Origin of the sequence: Streptomyces sp. NBC_01363, assembly GCF_026340595.1 — a bacterium.
Lineage (GTDB): Bacteria > Actinomycetota > Actinomycetes > Streptomycetales > Streptomycetaceae > Streptomyces.
Genome location: NZ_JAPEPF010000001.1, coordinates 2,862,714 through 2,883,404 on the forward strand (window position 1 = coordinate 2,862,714; position 20,691 = coordinate 2,883,404).

The following is a 20,691-nucleotide window of genomic DNA, read 5'->3' on the forward strand; positions in this document are numbered from 1 at the left end:
TCTCACAGGCCCATGGACTTGGCGATGATCGACTTCATGACCTCGCTGGTGCCGCCGTAGATGCGGTTGACCCGGTTGTCCGCGTACAGGCGGGCGACCGGGTACTCGTTCATGTAGCCGTAGCCGCCGTGCAGCTGGAGGCAGCGGTCGATGACGCGGTGCGCGACCTCGGTGCAGAACAGCTTCGCGGAGGCGGCCTCGGCGGCGGTCAGCTCACCGGCGTCGTGGGCCTCGATGGCACGGTCGCAGACGGCTTCGGCGGCGTCCACCTCGGCCTGGCAGGCGGCCAGTTCGAACTTGGTGTTCTGGAAGGACGCGACGGTCTTGCCGAAGACGGTGCGCTCGGAAACGTACTGCTGGGCGAACCGGACGGCCGCCTTGGCCTGGGCGTACGCGCCGACGGCGATGCCGAGGCGCTCCTGCGGGAGGTTCTGGCCGAGGTAGGAGAAGCCCTTGTTCTCCTCGCCGAGGAGGTCCTCGACCGGCACCTTGACGTCGACGAAGGCCAGCTCGGCGGTGTCGGAGGTGCGCAGGCCCAGCTTGTCGAGCTTGCGGCCGACCGAGTAGCCCTCGGCCTTGGTGTCGACGACGAGGAGCGAGATGCCGTGCCGCCGGTCGTCCGCCCTGGGCGCGTCGGTGCGGGCGCAGACGATGACCCGGTCGGCGTGGACGCCACCGGTGATGAAGGTCTTGGCGCCGTTGAGGATGTAGTGCGTGCCGTCCTCGGAGAGCTTGGCGGTGGTCTTCATGCCGGCCAGGTCGGAACCGGTGCCCGGCTCGGTCATGGCGATGGCGTACATCGACTTGCCGGTGACGAAGTCCGGCAGCCAGCGCTTCTTCTGCTCCTCGGTGGCGTACGCCTTGATGTACGGCAGGCAGAGCAGCACATGCACGCCGGAGCCGCCGAAGTTGACCGCCGCGCGGGCGCACTCCTCGGAGATGATCGCCTCGAACTTGAAGGACTCGACCCCGGCGCCGCCGAACTCCTCCGGTACCTCGATGCCGAATATGCCCAGCTCGGCGAGCTTGTAGTAGAAGTCGCGGGGCACCTGGCCGGCCGCGAACCACTCGTCGTAGACGGGGGCGACCTCGGCCTCGATGAAGGCGCGGATGGTCTCCCGGAACGCCTCGTGGTCCTCGTTGAATACCGTACGGCGCACGGGGTGCCTCCTTGGTCAGCTTCGGGCGAGCTTCGGCCAGCCTGGCTAAGCGCTTGCTCAGATATGTTTAGAAGTTACCCGGGGGTCACCGAGGCTGTCCAGGGTGATGCGCAGCACGCCCACGCGGGCCGCACGGCCGCGGACACGCGGAAAGCCCTCCCCGGCCACCGGCCGGGAAGGGCTGTACGCCTCGCCGCCTACTGGGGCTTGAAGGAGCGGATCTGGTAGTTCCCCTGGAGGTTGCCGCCGTTTCCTGCGGGGGTGGATCCGACCCGGGCGTTGTAGTTGGTCTGGGTGTAGTACTGGACGCGGTGCCCGGTCGCGTTCCACACGGAGCGGACGTTCTGGCCGCGCTGGATGAACGAGCAGTCGTCGGCGGTGTTCGCCCGCTGCTTGTCCGACCACTGGCAGCGGGTGCCACCTCCGTTCCAGTCGCTGTAGATACAGAAATATCCGGGGCTGCAGCTGTAGGAAGCCCTGGCGCTTTCGACGGCGGCGTTCTCGGCCGCCGCGACGGCGACGGGCCCGGCGCCGAGTCCCAGGGCCAAGGCGATCGAGGTGACGGTGAGCGCACTGATGCGATGCATGGCGGAAACCTCTTCTCCTGACGGTGGCCAGGGCTCCGGACCCTGGTCACCAGCAGCGTGGCACGGCTGCGACCTGCGCAGACAGGCGGAATCGGGGGCGCTCGAAGCCCGCTTCGAAGGTCACGGTGCTCCTGTGCGCACCGGCGCGAACGCCCGCCCCGGACGGTCGGCGGCGGGTGCCCCGTGCCCGGCCGGCCGCGCGTCGTAGGGTGGGTTCCTCTGGGGGTGGACCATGTTCGACGGCGTACGCACCGTGATGGTTTTCGCGGCGGACCCCGAGGCTTCCGCGCGGTGGTACGGGGAGCTGCTCGGTGTCCCGGTGCGGGTCGATGTCGGTGACACGGGCGCCGTCTACGCCTGGGTCGTGACCGGCGGGGTCGAGCTCGGCTTCCACCCCGTCGACGACGTGCGCAACCCGAGGGGCGGCAGCCCGGTCGTGTACTGGAGCGTGGCCGACGTGGCCGCGGTCCGGGAGCGGCTGCTGGCCGCCGGCTGCGAGCACCACCGAGGCCCCCTGGTGATCGAGCCGGGCCGCCGTATCGCGCAGCTCCGCGACCCGTTCGGCACGATCATCGGCATCGACGGCCCGTAGGGCCTCTCGCGGGGCCTCGTCCGGGCCGCCCCCGGCGGGTTGATCGCGCGGCTCGGGCAACGGCCGCACGGGGGAGCGGTGGTGATCAGTGAACCGTGCGACGGCGCGGCCGACTGCGCTTGTGCCGCAGGGATCACGCCAAGCGCACACTCATCCATCATATGACTAATGGTCATTTTCCTTTCAGCTGGTGTTGCTGCGGGAAATGAGCTGGATGAAGGGCCTGAGCAGGCCGACACGGGCGAGAAGGGCGGCCCCGCACCCGTCCGGCGCATCCGGTCCGACCGCGAGCTTCGCGGGCACCGCGCGCCACATCACATGAATCTGCGGATCACACAGAACGAACCAGGGCCTCTCGCGGCACCCGGGCCGGTCCGCGGCGCCAACTCCGCGGGCGCATCGGGCGATCAGTGAGTTGCCCCGCCGTGCCGGAAACACGACACACGGAGGTCCCATGCTGGGGGTGAAGCACGCGGAGGCGAGCTGGGTTCAGGTGAACCTGGCCCCGCAGCCGCTTTCCTGGCCGCGCCTGTACGAATGGCTCGCCGGCACCGCACACGACCTCCTCGGCGCACACACCGCGCGGAACACCGGGGCGTCTGGGAAGCGGTGCGCACGGACACCGGACGGGGCTTTCCCGAGGGCCTGCGGGACGCCGCGCTCCGCCGGGCGGCCCAGGGCATCCGTGCCCACTGGGAACAGCCCCGCGCACAGCTGCTGGCCGACCTGCCCGAGGCGTTGCGCGCGGGCCGGGAGCGCCACGGCGAGGCGGTACGCCGGGCCGCGGACCACTGGCGCACCGGCTACTTCGAGTCCGGTGACGCGGTGCGCGGCCCGCGCCGTGCCGCCGCCTACGCCGTGATCTTCCACTGGAACCGGGGACGGCTCTCGCACGCCCGCCAGAGCCTGGTCACCGAGGCGCTGGCCGACGAGCTGGACGAGAGGATCACCAGCGCCGATCTGCCCACCGTGGAGGCCAGCGACAGCCTGGCGTGCAGCATCATCGTGTGCGCGTCGACCATCTGTGGATCCGGCATCAACTGCTGACGGCTCCCCACCGGACACCAGCCGCCCACTGTTGAGTTGAACGGAGCCACTCGGACCAGTTCCGGGTGGCTTCCCGACCCGGAGGTCCGATGCCCCCACCCGGCCACGGCCCGTACCGCGCGGCTCTCGACATGGCCGTCCAACTGCTCGACGATTTCCCGGAGGTTCGCCACGCGGCCTCCGACCCCGGCATTCCGGTACTGGCCGCCCTGGTCGCCCGGACCGACGACCCGGCCGCGGCGGCGAGCGCCCGGCGCGCGGTGGCCGCCTGGTCCCGGACCGTCGGCCGCGGCCTGTCCCACGACGGTCTGTACGGCGGCGGCCTGGCCGGAACCTTCGTCGGCCTGCGCATGGCCGCCCAGGTCCACCCACCGCTGCACCGCGCCGCCGACCGGCTGCGCGACCACCTCCTGAACAGGGCCTCGGCGCGCCCCTGGCGTACGGCGGACGTCGGCCTGCCCGACTACGACCTCATCGGCGGGCCGTCCGGCACACTGCTCGCTCTCTGTGCCGGGACCCCGAAGTCGTCCAGCCGCCAACTCCTGCCGTTCGCCGCCCACTTGGCGGCGCTGTGCGACAGCGACGAGCTGCGCCGGCTGCACACGGGCCAGTACGCCGGCCATCCGCGACTGGGCTGGCTCCAGGGCCGGGTGAACACCGGGATGGGCCATGGCGTGGCGGGACTCGCCGCCGGGCTCACCGCGACGGTCCGCCGCACCGGGCCACGACCGCGCCTGACGGCCGCCCTGCGCCGCGCCACCCGTTGGCTGGTACGGCAGTCCTTCGACGACGCCCGGTCCGTCCGGAGCTGGGACGGCGCCGGCCTGGACGGCCCGCCGCCCGCCGGGGCACGCGCCCGGCAGGCCTGGTGCTACGGCACCCCCGGCGTCACCTGGGCGCTCTGGGACGCGTCCGACGCACTGGGCGACCGGGCGACGGCCGACTGGGCGGCGACCGCCTTCACCACCCTCGCGGAGCGGTACGACGAGGACTTCCATCTCGTCGGCGATCCCCTGACGGATCAGCTCGCGCTGTGCCACGGCGCGGCGGGCGTGCTGGCCGTCGCGGACGCCTTCCACCGGTGGGCCCGGCTGCCGGCCGCCGCCGCGCTCGGCGCCCGGCTCGCCGAGCACCTGAGCACACGACTGCCGGCCGCCCTCGCCCCCGGCGTCCAGCAGACCTCCCTGCTCGAAGGTGCCCCGGGCGCGCTCAGCGCCCTGCTCACCGCCACCCACGACACCCGGCGCGACTGGCTGCCCTGCCTCGGCCTGCGGTAGCGAACACCGCTCACCGCTGCCGCAGCGCGAACCACAGCTCCGTCCGTACGTCCATGTCGTCCAGGTCCGCGTCCAGCAGGGCCGCGCAGCGGGCGATGCGCTGACGGACCGTGTTGCGGTGGATCCGCAGGGCCGTGGCCGTGCGGTCCCAGCTGCCGTGGAGGCTCAGCCAGCAGCGCAGGGTCTCGCTCAGGGGCTCGGTGAGCGGGGCGAGGAGCGCACGGGCGTGGGCCTCGGCCAGGTCGGCGGGGACCAGGGCGGCCAGGCCGGTTCCGGTGTCGGTGTGGTGGTGGGCCAGCGGGGTGCGGGTCGCGACGGCGCGGCCCAGGGCGCGGGCGGCCTGGCCGTCGGCGAGGTCGAGCGCGGTGATGGGGGCGGGGGCGGAGGCGCCGAGGGTCCACCCCGGCTGCGGGGTGATCCGGTCGGCGCCGGGGATCAGTACCCGTACGGCGTCGCCGCCCCGGCCCGCGTCGACCAGGGCCGAACCGAGGGCGGCGCCCAGTGCCCCGGTGGTGAGCGGGTCCACCGGGCCGTCGCCGCTGCGGCGCGCGTGCACCACCGTCCACTGCTCGGCGCCACCGAGCAGCGGTGCGACGTCCTGCGGGTCCGCACCCAGCAGCATCCGGACCAGGGCGGCCGACCGGCCCGCGGCGTCGGCGCCCTGATGGGGGGCGGCCAGCAGCGAGAGCAGGACGACCGCGACCCCGGCGATGGTGTGGTCGCCCGCCTCGCGCCGGTCCGTCGCCAGCGCCAGGACGAGCCCCTGCCCGCCGCCCAGCGCGTACGCGGACAGATGGGTGTCCCGCAGCGTGTCGGTGGCGGACGTCGGGGCGGGGCGCGCCCCGGCGGCGACCACCCGGGTGAGCCTGGCCAGCGCCGCCCCGATGTCGGGGGCGGGGCGGCGGCCCGCGGCGTGCAGCTCCTCGCCGTCCGCGGCGAGCAGCGCCGCCCGGCCCTCCAACTGGGCCGCCAGCTGGTGCAGCACCGCCGGGACCGGGTCCGGCCGGGCCGCCGCCGTGGCCAGGGCCTGCTGGGCGCGCGTCACCCGGCGCAGCTCGCGGTGGCGGGCCTCGGCCATCAGTCGCCACACCGCACGGGCGATCGCCGTGAACGGGGTCTCGGGCGGCACCTCCAGCAGCGGCAGGCCGTGCCGGTCGCACGCCTCGATCAGCTCCCGCGGCACCGTGTCGAACACCGGCGTCACCCCGAAGCCGAGCGCCGCCGCCCCCGCTTCCCTCAGCCGGGCCACGAACGCGTCCGGGTCCTTCAGCAGCACCCCGGCGCTCAGCAGCAGCTCACCGCCGAGCAGATACGGGTACGGGTCGGCCATCTCCGAGGTGTGCACCCACAGCAGATCCGCCTCGGCCGGACCCGCGATACGGCGAAGTCCCAGCTCTTCGTGGGCGAGCAGCTCGCCGAGCGGGATCGGGGGAGTGGGCGGCGGGGTCGGCCCGCCCGAGACTTCAGGCATGGACGATCCATCCATCAGAGACTTCAATGATGGATGAAACATACTCTTCAGCGTCGCTTGCGGGCCACCTACCGTCTTCTTCACGTAAGGCATGTGCACTTGTGACCGAAACGGAGGAAGCCCATGGCTGTCGACTACGCGGTGATCATCATCTATCTGGCCGGCATGCTCGCCATGGGCTGGTGGGGCATGCGCCGCGCCAAGTCCAAGAGCGAGTTCCTGGTGGCGGGCCGCAGGCTCGGCCCCGGGATGTACTCCGGCACCATGGCCGCCATCGTCCTCGGCGGTGCCTCCACCATCGGCGGCGTCGGCCTCGGTTACCAGTACGGACTCTCCGGCGCCTGGATGGTCTTCACCATCGGCCTCGGACTGCTCGCCCTGTCCGTCTTCTTCTCCGCGCGGATCGCCCGGCTGAAGGTCTACACCGTCTCCGAGATGCTCGACCTGCGCTACGGCGGCCGGGCCGGGATCATCTCCGGCGTCGTGATGTGGGCGTACACGCTGATGCTCGCGGTCACCTCGACCATCGCGTACGCCACCATCTTCGACGTCCTCTTCGACCTGAACCGGACTGTCGCGATCATCCTCGGCGGCGCCATCGTCGTCGCGTACTCCACGCTCGGCGGCATGTGGTCGATCACGCTCACCGACATGGTGCAGTTCGTCGTCAAGACCATCGGTGTGCTGCTGCTCCTGCTGCCCATCGCGGTGATCAAGGCGGGCGGCTTCAGCGAGATGAAGGCGAAGCTGCCCACCGAGTACTTCGACCCGCTCGGCATCGGCGGCGAGACGATCTTCACCTATGTGCTGATCTACACCTTCGGCATGCTGATCGGCCAGGACATCTGGCAGCGGGTGTTCACCGCCCGCAGCGACAAGGTCGCCCGCATCGGCGGCACCGTCGCCGGTACCTACTGCCTCGTCTACGCCATCGCCGGCGCCGTCATCGGCACCGCCGCGAAGGTCATGTACCCGACGCTGCCCAGCGCCGACTCCGCGTTCGCGACCATCGTCAAGGACGAGCTGCCCATCGGCGTGCGCGGGCTGGTGCTGGCCGCCGCGCTGGCCGCCGTGATGTCCACCTCCTCCGGTGCGCTGATCGCCTGTGCCACCGTCGCCAACAACGACATCTGGTCCCGGCTGCGGGGCGCGGTGTCCCGGGGCGGCGGGGGCGAGGAGCACGACGAGGTGAAGGGCAACCGCGTCTTCATCCTCGTCATGGGCGTCGCCGTCATCGTGATCGCCATCGCGCTCAACAACGTCGTCGAGGCCCTGACCGTCGCGTACAACCTGCTCGTCGGCGGCCTGCTGGTGCCGATCCTCGGCGGTCTGCTGTGGCGCCGGGGCACCGCGGCGGGCGCGCTGGCCGCGGTGTCGGTCGGCGGCATCGCGGTGATCGGCCTGATGGCGGCGTACGGAATCCTCGCCAACGAACCGGTCTACTACGGCCTGCTGGCCTCGCTCGCGGTATATGTGATCGTTTCCCTGGCGACGAAGCCGACCGACGCGGCCGTACTGGCGGCCTGGCGCGAGCGGCTCGCGGGGCGGGGCACGGACGCGGAGGAGCCGGCGAGCGAACCGGTCACCGCGTAACGGCCTCCAGACCATCGAGCGCGGGGCGGGACCGATCCGGATCCCGCCCCGCACACCGAACAACGCATGAAACCCGAAGGAAAGGCACTTCACATGAGCAGCAACGAAACGCCGCGCGGTCCCGTCGACTCCTCCCGCGTCCCGCGGTACGCCGGACCCGCGACCTTCGCCCGGCTGCCCCGCCTCGACGAGGTCGGCACCGCCGATGTCGCCGTCGTCGGCGTGCCCTTCGACACCGGTGTCTCCTACCGCCCCGGCGCCCGCTTCGGCGGCAACGCGATCCGTGAGGCCTCGCGCCTGCTGCGCCCGTACAACCCCGCGCAGGACGCCTCGCCGTTCGCACTCGCGCAGGTCGCCGACGCCGGTGACATCGCCGCGAACCCGTTCAACATCAACGAGGCCGTCGAGACGATCGAGGCCGCGGCCGACGATCTGCTCTCCACTGGCGCCCGCATGATGACGCTCGGCGGCGACCACACCATCGCGCTGCCGCTGCTGCGCTCCGTCGCCAAGAAGCACGGCCCGGTCGCGCTGCTCCACTTCGACGCGCACCTCGACACCTGGGACACCTACTTCGGTGCCGAGTACACCCACGGCACCCCGTTCCGCCGCGCCGTCGAGGAGGGCATCCTCGACACCTCCGCGCTCTCCCACGTCGGCACCCGCGGCCCGCTCTACGGCAAGCAGGACCTGGACGACGACGCGAAGATGGGCTTCGGCATCGTCACCTCCGCCGACGTCATGCGGCGCGGCGTCGACGAGGTCGCCGACCAGCTGCGCCAGCGCATCGGCGACCGGCCGCTCTACATCTCCATCGACATCGACGTCCTGGACCCGGCGCACGCGCCCGGCACCGGCACCCCCGAGGCCGGCGGTCTGACCTCCCGCGAGCTCCTCGAAATCGTCCGCGGGCTGTCCTCCTGCAACCTCGTCTCCGCCGACCTGGTCGAGGTCGCCCCCGCGTACGACCACGCCGAGATCACCTCCGTCGCCGCCTCCCACACGGCGTACGAGCTGACGACGATCATGTCCCGCCAGATCGCAGAGGCCCGTACGAAGTGAGCCACGACCACCACGACGAACGGCCGCGGCTCACCCCCGAGCAGATCGCGTCCGCCCTGAACCCCCCGGCCGGGCGCAACGGCGGCGACCTCGTCGTCGAGACCCTCCAGGGCCTCGGCGCGACCACCGTCTTCGGTCTGCCCGGCCAGCACGCGCTCGGCATGTTCGACGCGCTGCGCCGCTCCTCGCTGACGTACATCGGACTGCGCGTCGAGAACAACGCCGGCTTCGCCGCCGACGCGTACGGCCGGGTCACCGGGGAAGTGGCGCCGCTGCTGCTCTCCACCGGACCGGGCGCCCTCACCTCCCTCGCCGCGCTCCAGGAGGCGGCGGCGGCCTCCGCGCCCGTGCTGGCGATCTCCAGCCAGATCCCGACCGCGGGCCTGGGCGGCGGACGCCACGGCTACCTGCACGAGCTGCGGGACCAGAAGGCGTCGTTCCGCGACGTCGTGAAGTCGGTCCACACCGTCCGTACCGCCTCCCAGATCCCGTCGGCCATCGCCGCCGCCTGGGAGTCCGCACTGACCGCCCCGCACGGCCCGGTCTGGATCGAGATCCCGCAGGACGTACTCCTGGCGGAGACCACTCTGCCGGTCGTCACGGCGATGGACGCCACCCCGCGTGAACTGCACGCCCGTCCCGAACTGACCGCCGTGGCGGCCGACCTGCTGTCGAAGGCCGAGCGTCCGGCGATCATCGCGGGCGGCGGAGTCGTACGGTCCGACGCCTCCGGCAAGCTGCTGGCCCTCGCGGAGAAGCTCGACGCACCCGTCGTCACCACCTTCGGCGGCAAGGGCGCCTTCCCGTGGGAGCACCCGCTCTCGCTCCAGTCCTGGCTGGAGGACCGCTACACGACGGACTTCCTGGAATCCGCCGACGTGCTGCTGGTCGTCGGCTCCGGACTCGGCGAACTCTCCTCGAACTACCACACGTTCGCCCCGCGCGGCCGGGTGATCCAGATCGAGGCCGACGCCGGGAAGCTGGAGTCCAACCACCCCGCGCTCGGCGTCCACGCCGACGCCCGCGAGGCGCTGTCCGACCTCCTCGAAGCGGTCGACCGCCGCGAGGACCCGTCGGCGCCCGACCGGGTCCGTACGGTCCTCGAAGCGGTACGGGACAGGATCGCCGCCCAGGAACTCACCCTGGAGCAGCGGCTCATCGCCTCGGTCCGCGAGGCGCTGCCCGACACGTCCCCCAGCTTCTGGGACATGACGATCCTCGCCTACTGGGCCTGGTCCGCCTTCGACGCCCGCCACCCGAACACGATGCACTCGGCCCAGGGGGCGGGCGGCCTCGGCTACGGCTTCCCGGCCGCCCTCGGTGCCGCGGCGGCCGACCGTACGAGGCCGGTCCTCGCGGTCTCCGGGGACGGCGGCGCGATGTACTCGATCGCGGAGCTGGCCACGGCCCGCCAGTACGACCTCCCGGTCACCTGGCTGATCGTCGACGACGGCGGCTACGGCATCCTGCGCGAATACATGACGGGCGCCTTCGGCGAGGCCACGGCGACGGAGCTCTCCCGCCCCGACTTCGTCGCCCTCGCCGAGTCGTTCGGCGTCCCGGCCCTCCGTACGACCCCCGAGACACTCGCCGCCGACCTGGCGAAGTCCCTCGCCCGGCCCGGCCCTTCGGTGGTCGTGCTCCCGGCCCTGCTGAGGATGTTCGAGCCGACGCATCTTTAGGCACCGGCCCGCTGCCCGCCCGCGTACCCGGCTCCGGTCGCGCGGGCGGGTTCAGCGGGTTCATCTGCGGGGCGGGTGCTCCTTCGCGATGAGTGCCGCCTGGTCCTCCCTGCCCCGGTGGAAATCCGGCCGCTCGTCGGGATGGAGGCTGGTGGGCACGTTCTTCGCCGGTGGCAAGAAGTCGGTCAGCGACCGGAAGACCGGGTCTGCCGCCGCCCCCTGGCCGCGGATCCGGGCCTGCACCAGGTAGTGGACGATCTCCCGCAGGGGCTCTCGCAGCTGGGGTTCCGGCCGCGCGGCGGCCTTCTCCGCGGCTCCCGGCTGTCCCAGCCCATGGTGTTCGTTCTGCGCGAGCCTCTGCAGGGTCGCGACCGCCGCGTAGAGCCGACCGCAGCGGTATGCCTCGGCGTGCCGGACCGGCTGAGCGTTCGTCAAGGTTCCCCCTCGGTCAATGTGCCGGGTCGCACCCGGTGACCGATACCCGCGCGTGACGGGCGACGAACCGCACAGCCCGCAATGCACAACTTTCCGGCCGGTCATGAGTCGTTACTCACGGGTGCGCCGGGAGCGCACCGTACCGATCCACTCATGGGGGAGAAGCCGCATGAAAGAACAGCCCTGCATATCCCGTCGCGCAAAGGCCGCGTTGTCCGTCACGCTCGCCGCGGGCGTCCTCGCACCCGTGGCGCTCGGCGCCGCGCCCGCGGTGGCGGCGACGCCGACGGTGAGCTGCACGTCCGGCAAGGCCGGGCTCGCGGCGAAGCTGACGAAGGACATCACCGCCGCGCTCAAGGGCCGGAAGTCGACGACGGCCGTGGCGCTCTACGACCGGAAGACCAAGACCAACTGCTCCCTGCGGGCGACCACCAAGTACGACTCCGCCAGCGTCGTGAAGGCGACCGTGCTGGCGACGCTGCTCTGGGACAACAAGAAGCACAACCGCTATCTCACCCAGCGCGAGATCAACCTCGCCACCGCCATGATCACCAAGTCCGACAACAACGCGACCACCAGCCTGTGGAAGCAGCTCGGGGCGACCAAGGTCAAGGCGTTCCTCAAGGCCGCCGGGATGACACACACCGTGCCCGGCTCCGGTGGCTACTGGGGGCTGACCCAGATCACCGCTCAGGACGAGCTGCGGCTGCTGACCCTGCTGACCGCCAAGAACTCCGTGCTGAGCGACAACGCGCGCTCCTACGAGCTGGGCCTGATGCGCAAGGTGATCTCCTCGCAGCGCTGGGGCACGCCCGCCGGAGCCCCGTCCGGGGCGACCGTCCAGGTCAAGAACGGCTGGCTGCCGCGCGCCACCCACGGCTGGCGGGTGCACAGCATCGGTGCCTTCACGGGCAAGGGGCACGATTGCGGGATCACCGTGCTCACGCAGGACAACAAGACGATGAACGACGGCATCAACACCATCCAGGCCGTCGCCCGCGCCGTGCACAAGGACCTCAACCCGGCCGTCGCCGCGAAGACGACCTCGACCGTCGCCCCGCCCGCAGCCCCGCAGGAAGCGGTGCCCGCGGTGCCGGAGGCCCCGGCGGTACGCATGCTCACCGCGACACCGCGGTCGTAGCGCCTGTCGGCGGGCCGGTCCTACGCCGGTCGTCGCACGCCCCTACGCCAATAGCACTGTCTTCGGCCCCGTCTTTGTAACGGCGGGATGAAATCCGCTGCCCACCGCGTTGGTGCCTTCCGGAAGACCAGGTCCAACGGGAGGCACCGGTGACGGACGCAGGGGACGTACAGAGCGCGACGCAGGCCCCGGGCTGGGCCCGGCGGCTGTGCGGCTACGCATGGCGCTACCGGCGCAATGTGCTGCTGGCACTCGGCTCGTCGCTCGCGGGAATGGCGGTGATGGCCCTCGTCCCGCTGATCACCAAGGTGATCATCGACGATGTCGTCGTCGGCCACACGCGGTCCCTCGCCGCCTGGACCGGGCTCCTCGTGGTCGCCGCCGCGCTGGTGTACATATCCACGTACATCCGCCGGTACTACGGCGGCCGGCTGGCCCTCGACGTGCAGCACGATCTCCGTACCGAGATGTACGGGACGATCACCCGCCTCGACGGGAAACGGCAGGACGAGCTGTCCACCGGCCAGGTCGTCGGGCGTGCCACCAGTGACCTGCAACTGATCCAGGGACTCCTGTTCATGCTCCCGATGACGATCGGGAACGTACTGCTCTTCATCATCTCCCTGGTGATCATGGCGTGGCTCTCGCCGCTGCTCACCCTGGTCGCGGTCGCCGTGGCCCCCGCCCTCTGGTTCATCGCCCGCCGCTCCCGTGCCCGGCTCTTCCCCGCCACCTGGTACGCCCAGGGACAGGCCGCCGCCGTCGCCGGAGTCGTCGACGGGGCCGTCTCCGGGGTCCGGGTCGTCAAGGGGTTCGGGCAGGAGGAGCAGGAGACCGGCAAGCTGCGCGAGGTCGGGCGGAAGCTCTTCGCCGGACGGCTGCGGACGATCCGGCTGAACTCCCGCTACACCCCCGCCCTCCAGGCCGTCCCCGCGCTGGGCCAGGTCGCGATGCTGGCCCTCGGCGGCTGGCTCGCCACCCGGGGCGAGATCACCCTCGGCACCTTCGTCGCGTTCTCCACCTACCTCGCCCAGCTCGTCGGCCCGGTCCGGATGCTCGCCATGGTCCTCACTGTCGGACAGCAGGCGAGGGCCGGCGTCGAACGCGTACTGGAACTGATCGACACCGAGCCGACCATGAAGGACGGCACCAAGGAACTCCCGGCCGACGCGCCCGCGAGCGTCGAGTTCGACGACGTACGGTTCGGCTACGACGAGGACCGCCCCGTCCTCGACGGCTTCTCGCTGACCATCGAGCCCGGTGAGACCGTCGCCGTCGTCGGCGCCTCCGGCAGCGGCAAGTCCACCGTCTCGCTGCTGCTGCCCCGCTTCTACGACGTGACGCACGGCGCCGTCCTGGTCGGCGGCCACGACGTCCGCGAACTGACCCACGAATCCCTGCGCGCCGCCATCGGCCTCGTACCGGAGGACAGCTTCCTGTTCTCCGACACCATCCGCGCCAACATCGCCTACGGCGTCCCCGACGCCACCCGGGAGCAGATCGAGGAGGCGGCCCGCGCGGCCCAGGCCGACCGGTTCATCGCGGACCTGCCCGAGGGCTACGACACCAAGGTCGGCGAACACGGACTCACCCTCTCCGGCGGCCAGCGCCAGCGCGTCGCGCTCGCCCGCGCCATCCTCACCGACCCCCGGCTGCTCCTCCTCGACGACGCCACCTCCGCCGTCGACGCCCGCGTCGAGCACGAGATCCACGAGGCGCTGCGCCAGGTGATGGCCGGGCGGACGACCCTCCTGATCGCCCACCGCCGCTCCACCCTCGGCCTCGCCGACCGGATCGCCGTCCTGGAGCACGGCCGGCTCGCCGACATCGGTACGCACGAGGAGCTGGAGCGCCGCTCCCCGCTCTACCGGCGGCTGCTCACCGACCCGGACGAGCTGGGCGGCACCTCGCCCGGACACCAGCGGCTGACCACCGCCGCCGACACGACCCCCGACGACGACCGTGCGCTCCAGGAAGAACTGGACGCCGAGTTCGACGCCGAGCGCGGCATAAGCCCCCACCTGTGGGTCCGCAAGGAGGAGCCGCGCGACAGCGGGGCGGCCGGCATGCCCGCCACCCCCGAGCTGCTCGCCCAGGTCGAGGCGCTGCCGCCCGCCACCGACACCCCCGACATCGACGAGGCGCGGGCCGTCGGCGCCGAGAACTCGTACGGGCTGCGCAGGCTGCTGCGCGGCTTCGGGCTGCCGCTGCTGGTGAGCCTGATGCTGGTCGCGGTCGACGCGGGCGCCGGTCTGCTGCTGCCGGTACTGATCCGGCACGGCATCGACCAGGGCGTCTCGCAGCTGGCGCTCGGCGCGGTCTGGGCGGCGTCCGCGCTGGCCCTCGTGGTCGTCCTGGTGCAGTGGGCCGCCCAGATCGGCGAGACCCGGATGACGGGCCGCACCGGCGAGCGGGTGCTGTACTCACTGCGGCTGAAGATCTTCGCGCAGCTCCAGCGGCTCGGCCTGGACTACTACGAGCGCGAGCTGACCGGCCGGATCATGACCCGGATGACGACGGACGTGGACGCGCTGTCGACGTTCCTGCAGACCGGACTGGTCACGGCCTTCGTCTCCGTCGTCACCTTCTTCGGCATCATGGTCGCGCTGCTGGTCCTGGACGTGCAGCTGGCCCTCGTCGTCTTCGCGACACTGCCGGCGCTGGTCGTCGGTACGTTCTTCTTCCGCCGCAAGAGCGTCAAGGCGTACGAGCTGGCCCGCGAGCGCATCAGCGTCGTCAACGCCGACCTCCAGGAGTCCGTCTCCGGGCTGCGGATCGTGCAGGCGTTCCGCCGCGAGCGCGACGGCTCCGACCGGTTCGCGGAGCGCAGCGACCACTACCGCGAGGCCAGGGTCCGCGGTCAGTGGCTGATCTCGGTCTACTTCCCGTTCGTGCAGCTGCTGTCGTCGGTGGCCGCGGCCGCCGTACTGATCGTCGGCGCGGGCCGGGTCGACAACGGCACGCTGACCACCGGTGCGCTGGTCGCGTACCTGCTCTACATCGATCTGTTCTTCGCCCCGGTGCAGCAGCTCTCCCAGGTCTTCGACGGCTACCAGCAGGCCACCGTCTCCCTCGGCCGCATCCAGGAACTGCTGCGCGAGCCGACCTCCACCGACGCCGCGGACGAACCGCTGGACGTGCTCTCGCTGCGCGGCGAGATCGCCTTCGAGGACGTGTCCTTCGCGTACGGCTCCGGCGACGACGCCGAGGAGGCCCTCATCGGCGTCGACCTGCGGATACCGGCCGGACAGACGGTCGCGTTCGTCGGCGAGACCGGCGCGGGGAAGTCCACCCTCGTCAAGCTCGTCGCCCGGTTCTACGACCCGACGGGCGGCCGGGTCACCGCGGACGGCACCGATCTGCGCCGCCTCGACCTCACCGCGTACCGGCACCGGCTCGGCGTCGTGCCGCAGGAGGCGTACCTCTTCGCGGGCACGGTCCGCGACGCCATCGCCTACGGGCGGCCCGAGGCCACCGACGCCGAGGTGGAGGCAGCGGCGCGGGCGGTCGGCGCCCACGACATGATCGCCACCCTGGACGGCGGCTATCTGCACGAGGTCGCCGAGCGGGGCCGCAACCTCTCGGCCGGTCAGCGCCAGCTGATCGCCCTGGCCCGAGCCGAACTCGTCGACCCGGACATCCTGCTGCTCGACGAGGCGACCGCCTCGCTGGACCTCGCCAGTGAGGCCCTGGTCAACCAGGCGACCGACCGGCTCACGGGCCGCCGCACCACCCTGGTCGTCGCCCACCGGCTGACCACGGCCGCCCGCGCCGACCGGGTCGTGGTGATGGACCACGGCCGGGTCGTCGAGGACGGCACGCACGACGAACTCCTGGCCAGGGAAGGGCACTACGCCGTGCTGTGGCGCACGTTCATCGGGGAGGACGAGCCTGCGGGGGTGTGAGCGCCGGGCCCGTCCACCGGGTCACTCGCCGATGCCGGAGATCTTCCCGGTCCGCAGGTCCGAGCGCACGGTCAGGTACGAGTACGTGGGGTGCTTGCCCTCGCTCCAGGTGAGCCGCACCGTCGACCAGGTGTGGCCGGCGGCGCTGTCGCCCGGGGTGACCCGGAAGGCGAGCGGGGTGTTCTGGGCGCGGAGCACCCCGTCCGCGTGGTTGCGCTGCTCCCAGGTGTTCAGCTGGGAGCGCAGGTGAGGGGTCAGATAGAAGGTTCTGAGGGCGGTGGCGAGTCTGCCGCCGTCCTCCGCCGTGACGGCATCGATGTACGCGCCGTAGAAGTGGGCGACCTGCTGGTAGGCGGGGGCGCCGACGTCGCTGCGTACCGACGCCGGGGCCGCCGGGGCATGCGGGGCCTGCGCGACCGCCGGGACCGCGGCGGCGGCGGTGAGGAGAGCGGAGGCGAGCAGCGTCCGGCCGATGAGACGTCGGCCGGGGCCCTGTGCGTTGCGGAGTTGAGGCATGACAGTTCCTGCCTTTCGTGTGGCTCTGTCCTGTTGGAGCCATGCTGTGGCGCTTCGGTTGCCCCGGGGGCGGAGCGCGCCGGATGCAACCTTCGGATGGCCTCCTGCGTCGTACGCATGTATGCGTACGTGCCGAGCAAGGGCGTAAATGTTCGACTGGTGATGGGGTTGCTGGTGATCGTAGGGGTGGGGAAGTCCGGAAAGGTCGAATTGTCCAACGGGGGCGACAGCAGAGGCAGAGACGAAGCCGGGAGCGGAGGCGGAGGGGGGAGCCGCGGTACCCGCCGGATGCTGGTGTGCTCGATCGTCCTGCCGCTGGTGGCCGCCCTCGGCCTGGTGCTCGGCGACCCCGCGGCCGGCCGCGCCGACGCCGCGACGGTCTGCGCCGGGCGCCCCGCGAAGACGGTCCCGTTCAAGACCGGCGAGCTGCGCGTCTACAAGAACCGCTCCTACGCCTGCGCGACAGCCGTCGCCAAGAAGCCGGGCCCGCGCCGCACCATGTCCGTGACGATCCAGGCGCGCGGCGGCAGTCCCGTCGTCGACGAGGGCAAATACACCAAGCAGGCCGGCCCGGTGACGGTCCACGCGCTCAACCGGTGCGTCAGGGCCTCGGCCAAGATCTCGGGGAAGTCGGGCTCCACGGGCTGGATCCTCTGCTGACCCACGGGCCGGATCACCCGATCTCTCCGTGCCGACCGGGTCTGGCGGCACAGGTGTCGCCCCGCTAGGTTCACGACGAATGTTGTGATTCCTGGGAGGGCGTATGCGCAAGGCGTTCAGAGGGTTCCTGTCGCTCGCGGTGCTCATCGGCACAGCGGGTGTCACGGGTGCCTCGGCCGGGGCGGCCACCGCCGCGGAACCGGCCGGGTCCCTGAGCCGGTCCGTCGGTGACGACGGCACCGGCACGGACATCAAGGACCGCATCCTGGCCATCCCCGGGATGAGCCTCATCGAGGAGAAGCCCTACGCGGGCTACCGGTACTTCGTCCTCAACTACACCCAGCCGGTCGACCACCGGCACCCGTCCAGGGGCACCTTCCAGCAGCGCATCACCGTGCTGCACAAGGACACCTCCCGCCCGACGGTCTTCTCCACCAGCGGATACAACGTCTCCACGAACCCCGGCCGCGCCGAGCCGACCCGGATCATCGACGGCAACCAGGTCTCCCTGGAGTACCGCTACTTCACCCCCTCCCGCCCGGCGCCCGCCGACTGGTCCAAGCTCGACATCCGGCAGGCCGCCGGCGACCAGCACCGCGTCTTCACCGCGCTGAAGCGGATCTACACCAAGAAGTGGCTGACCACCGGCGTCTCCAAGGGCGGCATGACGGCCACCTACTTCGAGCGCTACTACCCCGAGGACATGGACGGCGTCGTCGCGTACGTCGCGCCCAACGACGTGGTCGACAAGGAGGATTCGGCCTACGACCGGTTCTTCGAGCACGTGGGCACCAAGGAGTGCCGCGACCGGGTGAACGCCGTCCAGCGCGAGGCGCTGGTCCGCCGCGGGCCGCTGGAGAAGAAGTACCGGGAGTACGCCGCCGCCAACGGCTACACCTTTGCCACCACCGGCTCGCTCGACAAGGCGTACGAGGCCGTCGTCATGGACTACGTCTGGGCGTACTGGCAGTACAGCCTGCTGTCCGACTGCGACACCATCCCGGCCGACGCCAAAACCGCCCCCGACCAGGCGATCTGGGACTCCGTCGACTCGATCTCCGGCTTCTCCACCTACACCGACCAGGGCCTGGAGAACTACACCCCGTACTACTACCAGGCGGGCACCCAGCTCGGTTCGCCCAATATCCGCCAGCCGTGGCTCGGCGGTCTCAGCCGGTACGGATACCAGCCGCCGCGCACCTTCGTGCCGCGCTCCATCCCGATGAAGTTCCAGCCGTCGGTGATGCGCGACGTCGACAACTGGGTGAAGCGTCACGCCGATCGGATGCTGTACGTGTACGGGGAGAACGACCCGTGGGGCGCGGAGCGCTTCCGGCCCGGTGCGGGCTCCCGTGACAGCTATGTCATGACCGTGCCCGGCGGCAACCACGGCGCTGCCGTGGCCGGCCTCGCCGCGGACGACAGGGCGAAGGCCACCGCGGCCATCCTGCGCTGGGCGGGCGTCGCCCCGGCCGCCGTGCGGGACGACCCGGCGAAGGCCGAGCCGCTCGCGAAGTTCGACGCGCGGCTCGACAAGCGGGACGTGATGAACGAGCGCGGGCAGCGGCCGTAGCGGCTCTCCGAGCCGGGGGGAGGGGCTGTGCGCGCGGCGCGCAGCCCCTCCGTGCTTCCGGCTAGTACCTCAGCCCGTAGCCGACCGGGTGCAGCACCCGGGCCGGATCGTCCGCGCGCTGCACCGGGACCGGCAGGGTGCCCCGCGGTTCGGCGCGGCCCGCGATCACCCGGGCGGCGGCCCGCAGTTCGACATCGGTCCAGGAGTACGTGGCCAGGTTCGCCGCGAACCCGGTCCCGGACAGCTGGGCGACGTCGTACGGATTGCGGATCGCCACCGTGATCACCGGGATGCCGGTCGCCGCCAGCGCGCTCACCAGGGTGCGCTGCGAGCTCGTCGCCGAGACGTTGTACGTCGCCACGACCACCGCGTCCTTGCCCTGGGCGGCGGCCACCGCCTCGTCGATCTTCGCCTTGGCGGGGGCGGTGCCGGTGGACAGCGCGGTCGCCGCGTACCCCAGTTCGCCGAAGGCGGTGGCCAGCGTGGTGGTCGGCGGGCCGGTGGTGCCGGACGGGGAGGCGGGATCGGCGCCGACCACGAGCAGGTTCCGGTGGGAGCGGCGGGAGAGCGGCAGCACCGCACCGTCGTTGGCGAGCAGGGTGGTGGTGCGCTCGGCGATCCGGTCGGCGGCGGCGAGGTGCGACCGGGTGCCGACGGTGCGGTCCACCCCCGAGTGGCTGACGAACGGGTCGTCGAACAGCCCGAGCTTCGCCTTCAGCCGCAGGATGCGCAGGATCGATTCATCGATCCGGGCCTCGCTGATCTCACCGTTCTTCACGGCCTCCAGGACGGCGTTCCAGGAGACGTCGAGGCGCGGCGGGTTGAGCAGCTGGTCGACGCCGGCCTTGAGGGCGAGGACCGGCACGCGCTCGTCGCCGTACTTCGTCCGCACCCCTTCCATGCCGAGCGAGTCGGTCACCACGACACCGTCATAGCCGAGCTCCTCGCGCAGGATGCCGGTGAGGATCGGGTGGGACAGCGTCGCCGGGTCCTCCGCCGGGTCCAGCGCCGGTACCACGATGTGCGCGGTCATGATCGAGTCGATGCCCGCGGCGATGGCGGCCCGGAACGGCGGCTCGTCCAGCTCGGCCCACTGCTCCCGGGTGTGGTTGATGACGGGCAGCCCGGTGTGGCTGTCGGTGCTGGTGTCGCCGTGGCCCGGGAAGTGCTTGGCGGTCGAGGCGATCCCGCTGCCCTGATACCCCGTCACCTGCGCGGCGACCATGCCGGCCACGGACTGCGGGTCGGAGCCGAAGGAGCGTACGCCGATCACTGGGTTGGCCGGGTTGACGTTGACGTCGGCGTCCGGGGCGTAGTTCTGGTTGATGCCGATCGCGGCCAGTTCGGCGCCGGCGATCTGGCCGGCCCGGCGGGCGTCGGAGCGCGAACCGCCCGCGCCCAGCGCCATCGCGCCGGGCATCAGGGTGGCGGGCTCGCCGACCCGGCAGACGATGCCGTGCTCCTGGTCGGTGGAGACGAGGAGCGGCAGTGGGGTGGGACCGGCGAGACCGGCGCGCTGGATGCCGTTGGAGAGGTCGGCGATCTGGTGCGGGTCGCGGGTGTTGTGCGCCCAGGCGAAGTAGATGATCCCGCCGACGTGGTACCTGTCGATCATCTCGGCGGCCGTGCGGACCCCGATCTCGGCCATGTTGGCGTCGATGTCGGCCTGGTCGGGGTCGGTGGCGGAGTGCCCGTACACCCGCATCACGAAGAGCTGCCCGACCTTCTCCTCCAGGGTCATCCCGGAGATGATCCGCTTGAGGCGCTTGGTGGTGGCGGCCGCATTGTGCTGCCCGCCGCCGTGTCCGCTGCTCGCGGACCTCTGGGCGGCGACGGCGCCGGGGGCGAGGCCCACGCCCGTGACGGCGGCGACTGCCGTCGCGGCGGTGGCGGTGAGGAGGGTGCGTCTGGAGGTGCGGTGGTGCACGTGAGCTCCTTCGGCCGTACTCGGGGACGAGGGGTGGTGAAAGAAACTGCCAAGGAGCACGGA

Annotated in this window: 16 protein-coding genes; 10 read left to right on the top strand and 6 right to left on the bottom strand. The window is 71.7% G+C overall.

Annotated elements, in window-relative coordinates:
* Positions 1 to 2: 2 nt before the first annotated feature.
* Together OG611_RS13335 and OG611_RS13340 are read right to left on the bottom strand one after the other, a co-directional pair.
* Positions 3 to 1,160 carry an acyl-CoA dehydrogenase family protein gene (locus tag OG611_RS13335; RefSeq protein ID WP_266418920.1) on the bottom strand — a complete coding sequence of 386 codons (1,158 nt, stop codon included), beginning with the start codon at positions 1,158 to 1,160 and terminating at the stop codon, positions 3 to 5.
* A 197-nt stretch (positions 1,161 to 1,357) separates the two neighbouring features.
* The gene (locus tag OG611_RS13340; RefSeq protein WP_266418922.1) at positions 1,358 to 1,747 is read right to left on the bottom strand and encodes a peptidase inhibitor family I36 protein; all 390 of its coding nucleotides are present in this window, start codon (positions 1,745 to 1,747) and stop codon (positions 1,358 to 1,360) included.
* A gap of 232 nt (positions 1,748 to 1,979) precedes the next feature.
* Here OG611_RS13340 and OG611_RS13345 point away from each other — a divergent pair, with 232 nt between their 5' ends.
* From OG611_RS13345 to OG611_RS13355, 3 genes are all read left to right on the top strand, one after another.
* Positions 1,980 to 2,339, top strand: a complete 360-nt coding sequence (locus OG611_RS13345; RefSeq protein ID WP_266418924.1) for a VOC family protein — start codon at positions 1,980 to 1,982, stop codon at positions 2,337 to 2,339.
* 609 nt (positions 2,340 to 2,948) lie between these two features.
* Entirely contained in the window at positions 2,949 to 3,386 is a 438-nt protein-coding gene (locus tag OG611_RS13350) for a hypothetical protein (protein ID WP_266418926.1), read from the top strand.
* An 89-nt stretch (positions 3,387 to 3,475) separates the two neighbouring features.
* Entirely contained in the window at positions 3,476 to 4,663 is a 1,188-nt protein-coding gene (locus OG611_RS13355; protein WP_266418928.1) for a lanthionine synthetase LanC family protein, read from the top strand.
* A gap of 10 nt (positions 4,664 to 4,673) precedes the next feature.
* Here OG611_RS13355 and OG611_RS13360 read toward each other — a convergent pair whose 3' ends face one another.
* Positions 4,674 to 6,134 carry a PucR family transcriptional regulator gene (locus OG611_RS13360; RefSeq protein ID WP_266418930.1) on the bottom strand — a complete coding sequence of 487 codons (1,461 nt, stop codon included), beginning with the start codon at positions 6,132 to 6,134 and terminating at the stop codon, positions 4,674 to 4,676.
* A gap of 123 nt (positions 6,135 to 6,257) precedes the next feature.
* Here OG611_RS13360 and OG611_RS13365 point away from each other — a divergent pair, with 123 nt between their 5' ends.
* The 3 genes from OG611_RS13365 (at position 6,258) to OG611_RS13375 (ending at position 10,471) form a co-directional block, all read left to right on the top strand.
* Complete coding sequence (locus OG611_RS13365) at positions 6,258 to 7,727, top strand: sodium:solute symporter (protein WP_266418932.1); 1,470 nt, start codon at positions 6,258 to 6,260, stop codon at positions 7,725 to 7,727.
* 93 nt (positions 7,728 to 7,820) lie between these two features.
* Positions 7,821 to 8,789, top strand: a complete 969-nt coding sequence (speB, locus tag OG611_RS13370) for an agmatinase (RefSeq protein ID WP_266418934.1) — start codon at positions 7,821 to 7,823, stop codon at positions 8,787 to 8,789.
* Positions 8,786 to 10,471 carry a thiamine pyrophosphate-binding protein gene (locus OG611_RS13375; protein WP_266418936.1) on the top strand — a complete coding sequence of 562 codons (1,686 nt, stop codon included), beginning with the start codon at positions 8,786 to 8,788 and terminating at the stop codon, positions 10,469 to 10,471. Before speB ends, OG611_RS13375 begins: the two co-directional genes overlap by 4 nt.
* A gap of 60 nt (positions 10,472 to 10,531) precedes the next feature.
* Here the strand turns inward: OG611_RS13375 and OG611_RS13380 are convergent, their stop codons facing one another.
* A complete protein-coding gene (locus OG611_RS13380) occupies positions 10,532 to 10,906 on the bottom strand; it encodes a hypothetical protein (protein WP_266418937.1) in 375 nt (124 codons plus the stop codon).
* A gap of 169 nt (positions 10,907 to 11,075) precedes the next feature.
* Here OG611_RS13380 and OG611_RS13385 point away from each other — a divergent pair, with 169 nt between their 5' ends.
* Both OG611_RS13385 and OG611_RS13390 read left to right on the top strand, forming a co-directional pair.
* Positions 11,076 to 12,047, top strand: a complete 972-nt coding sequence (locus OG611_RS13385; RefSeq protein ID WP_266418939.1) for a serine hydrolase — start codon at positions 11,076 to 11,078, stop codon at positions 12,045 to 12,047.
* A gap of 149 nt (positions 12,048 to 12,196) precedes the next feature.
* A complete protein-coding gene (locus OG611_RS13390; protein ID WP_266418940.1) occupies positions 12,197 to 15,952 on the top strand; it encodes an ABC transporter ATP-binding protein in 3,756 nt (1,251 codons plus the stop codon).
* A 21-nt stretch (positions 15,953 to 15,973) separates the two neighbouring features.
* On the opposite strand, the gene OG611_RS13395 is transcribed toward OG611_RS13390, so the two are convergent.
* The gene (locus tag OG611_RS13395; RefSeq protein WP_266418942.1) at positions 15,974 to 16,468 is read right to left on the bottom strand and encodes a hypothetical protein; all 495 of its coding nucleotides are present in this window, start codon (positions 16,466 to 16,468) and stop codon (positions 15,974 to 15,976) included.
* Positions 16,469 to 16,756: 288 nt separating this feature from the next.
* Between OG611_RS13395 and OG611_RS13400 the strand changes: the two genes are divergently transcribed.
* A complete protein-coding gene (locus OG611_RS13400; RefSeq protein WP_266418944.1) occupies positions 16,757 to 17,128 on the top strand; it encodes a hypothetical protein in 372 nt (123 codons plus the stop codon).
* Between the two features lie 103 nt (positions 17,129 to 17,231).
* On the top strand, positions 17,232 to 18,701 hold the full coding sequence (locus OG611_RS13405) for a S28 family serine protease (RefSeq protein WP_266418946.1): 1,470 nt from the start codon (positions 17,232 to 17,234) through the stop codon (positions 18,699 to 18,701).
* Between the two features lie 61 nt (positions 18,702 to 18,762).
* On the opposite strand, the gene OG611_RS13410 is transcribed toward OG611_RS13405, so the two are convergent.
* Positions 18,763 to 20,628 carry a glycoside hydrolase family 3 protein gene (locus OG611_RS13410; protein WP_266418948.1) on the bottom strand — a complete coding sequence of 622 codons (1,866 nt, stop codon included), beginning with the start codon at positions 20,626 to 20,628 and terminating at the stop codon, positions 18,763 to 18,765.
* Positions 20,629 to 20,691 lie beyond the last annotated feature (63 nt).

Bases quoted from the DNA above. Each gene is read 5' to 3' on its own strand.
- speB (WP_266418934.1), top strand. From the start codon at position 7,821: ATGAGCAGCAACGAAACGCCGCGCGGTCCCGTCGACTCCTCCCGCGTC.
- OG611_RS13340 (WP_266418922.1), bottom strand. From the start codon at position 1,747: ATGCATCGCATCAGTGCGCTCACCGTCACCTCGATCGCCTTGGCCCTG.
- OG611_RS13360 (WP_266418930.1), bottom strand. From the start codon at position 6,134: ATGCCTGAAGTCTCGGGCGGGCCGACCCCGCCGCCCACTCCCCCGATC.
- OG611_RS13365 (WP_266418932.1), top strand. From the start codon at position 6,258: ATGGCTGTCGACTACGCGGTGATCATCATCTATCTGGCCGGCATGCTC.
- OG611_RS13400 (WP_266418944.1), top strand. From the start codon at position 16,757: ATGCTGGTGTGCTCGATCGTCCTGCCGCTGGTGGCCGCCCTCGGCCTG.
- OG611_RS13345 (WP_266418924.1), top strand. From the start codon at position 1,980: ATGTTCGACGGCGTACGCACCGTGATGGTTTTCGCGGCGGACCCCGAG.
- OG611_RS13395 (WP_266418942.1), bottom strand. From the start codon at position 16,468: ATGCCTCAACTCCGCAACGCACAGGGCCCCGGCCGACGTCTCATCGGC.
- OG611_RS13405 (WP_266418946.1), top strand. From the start codon at position 17,232: ATGCGCAAGGCGTTCAGAGGGTTCCTGTCGCTCGCGGTGCTCATCGGC.
- OG611_RS13385 (WP_266418939.1), top strand. From the start codon at position 11,076: ATGAAAGAACAGCCCTGCATATCCCGTCGCGCAAAGGCCGCGTTGTCC.
- OG611_RS13355 (WP_266418928.1), top strand. From the start codon at position 3,476: ATGCCCCCACCCGGCCACGGCCCGTACCGCGCGGCTCTCGACATGGCC.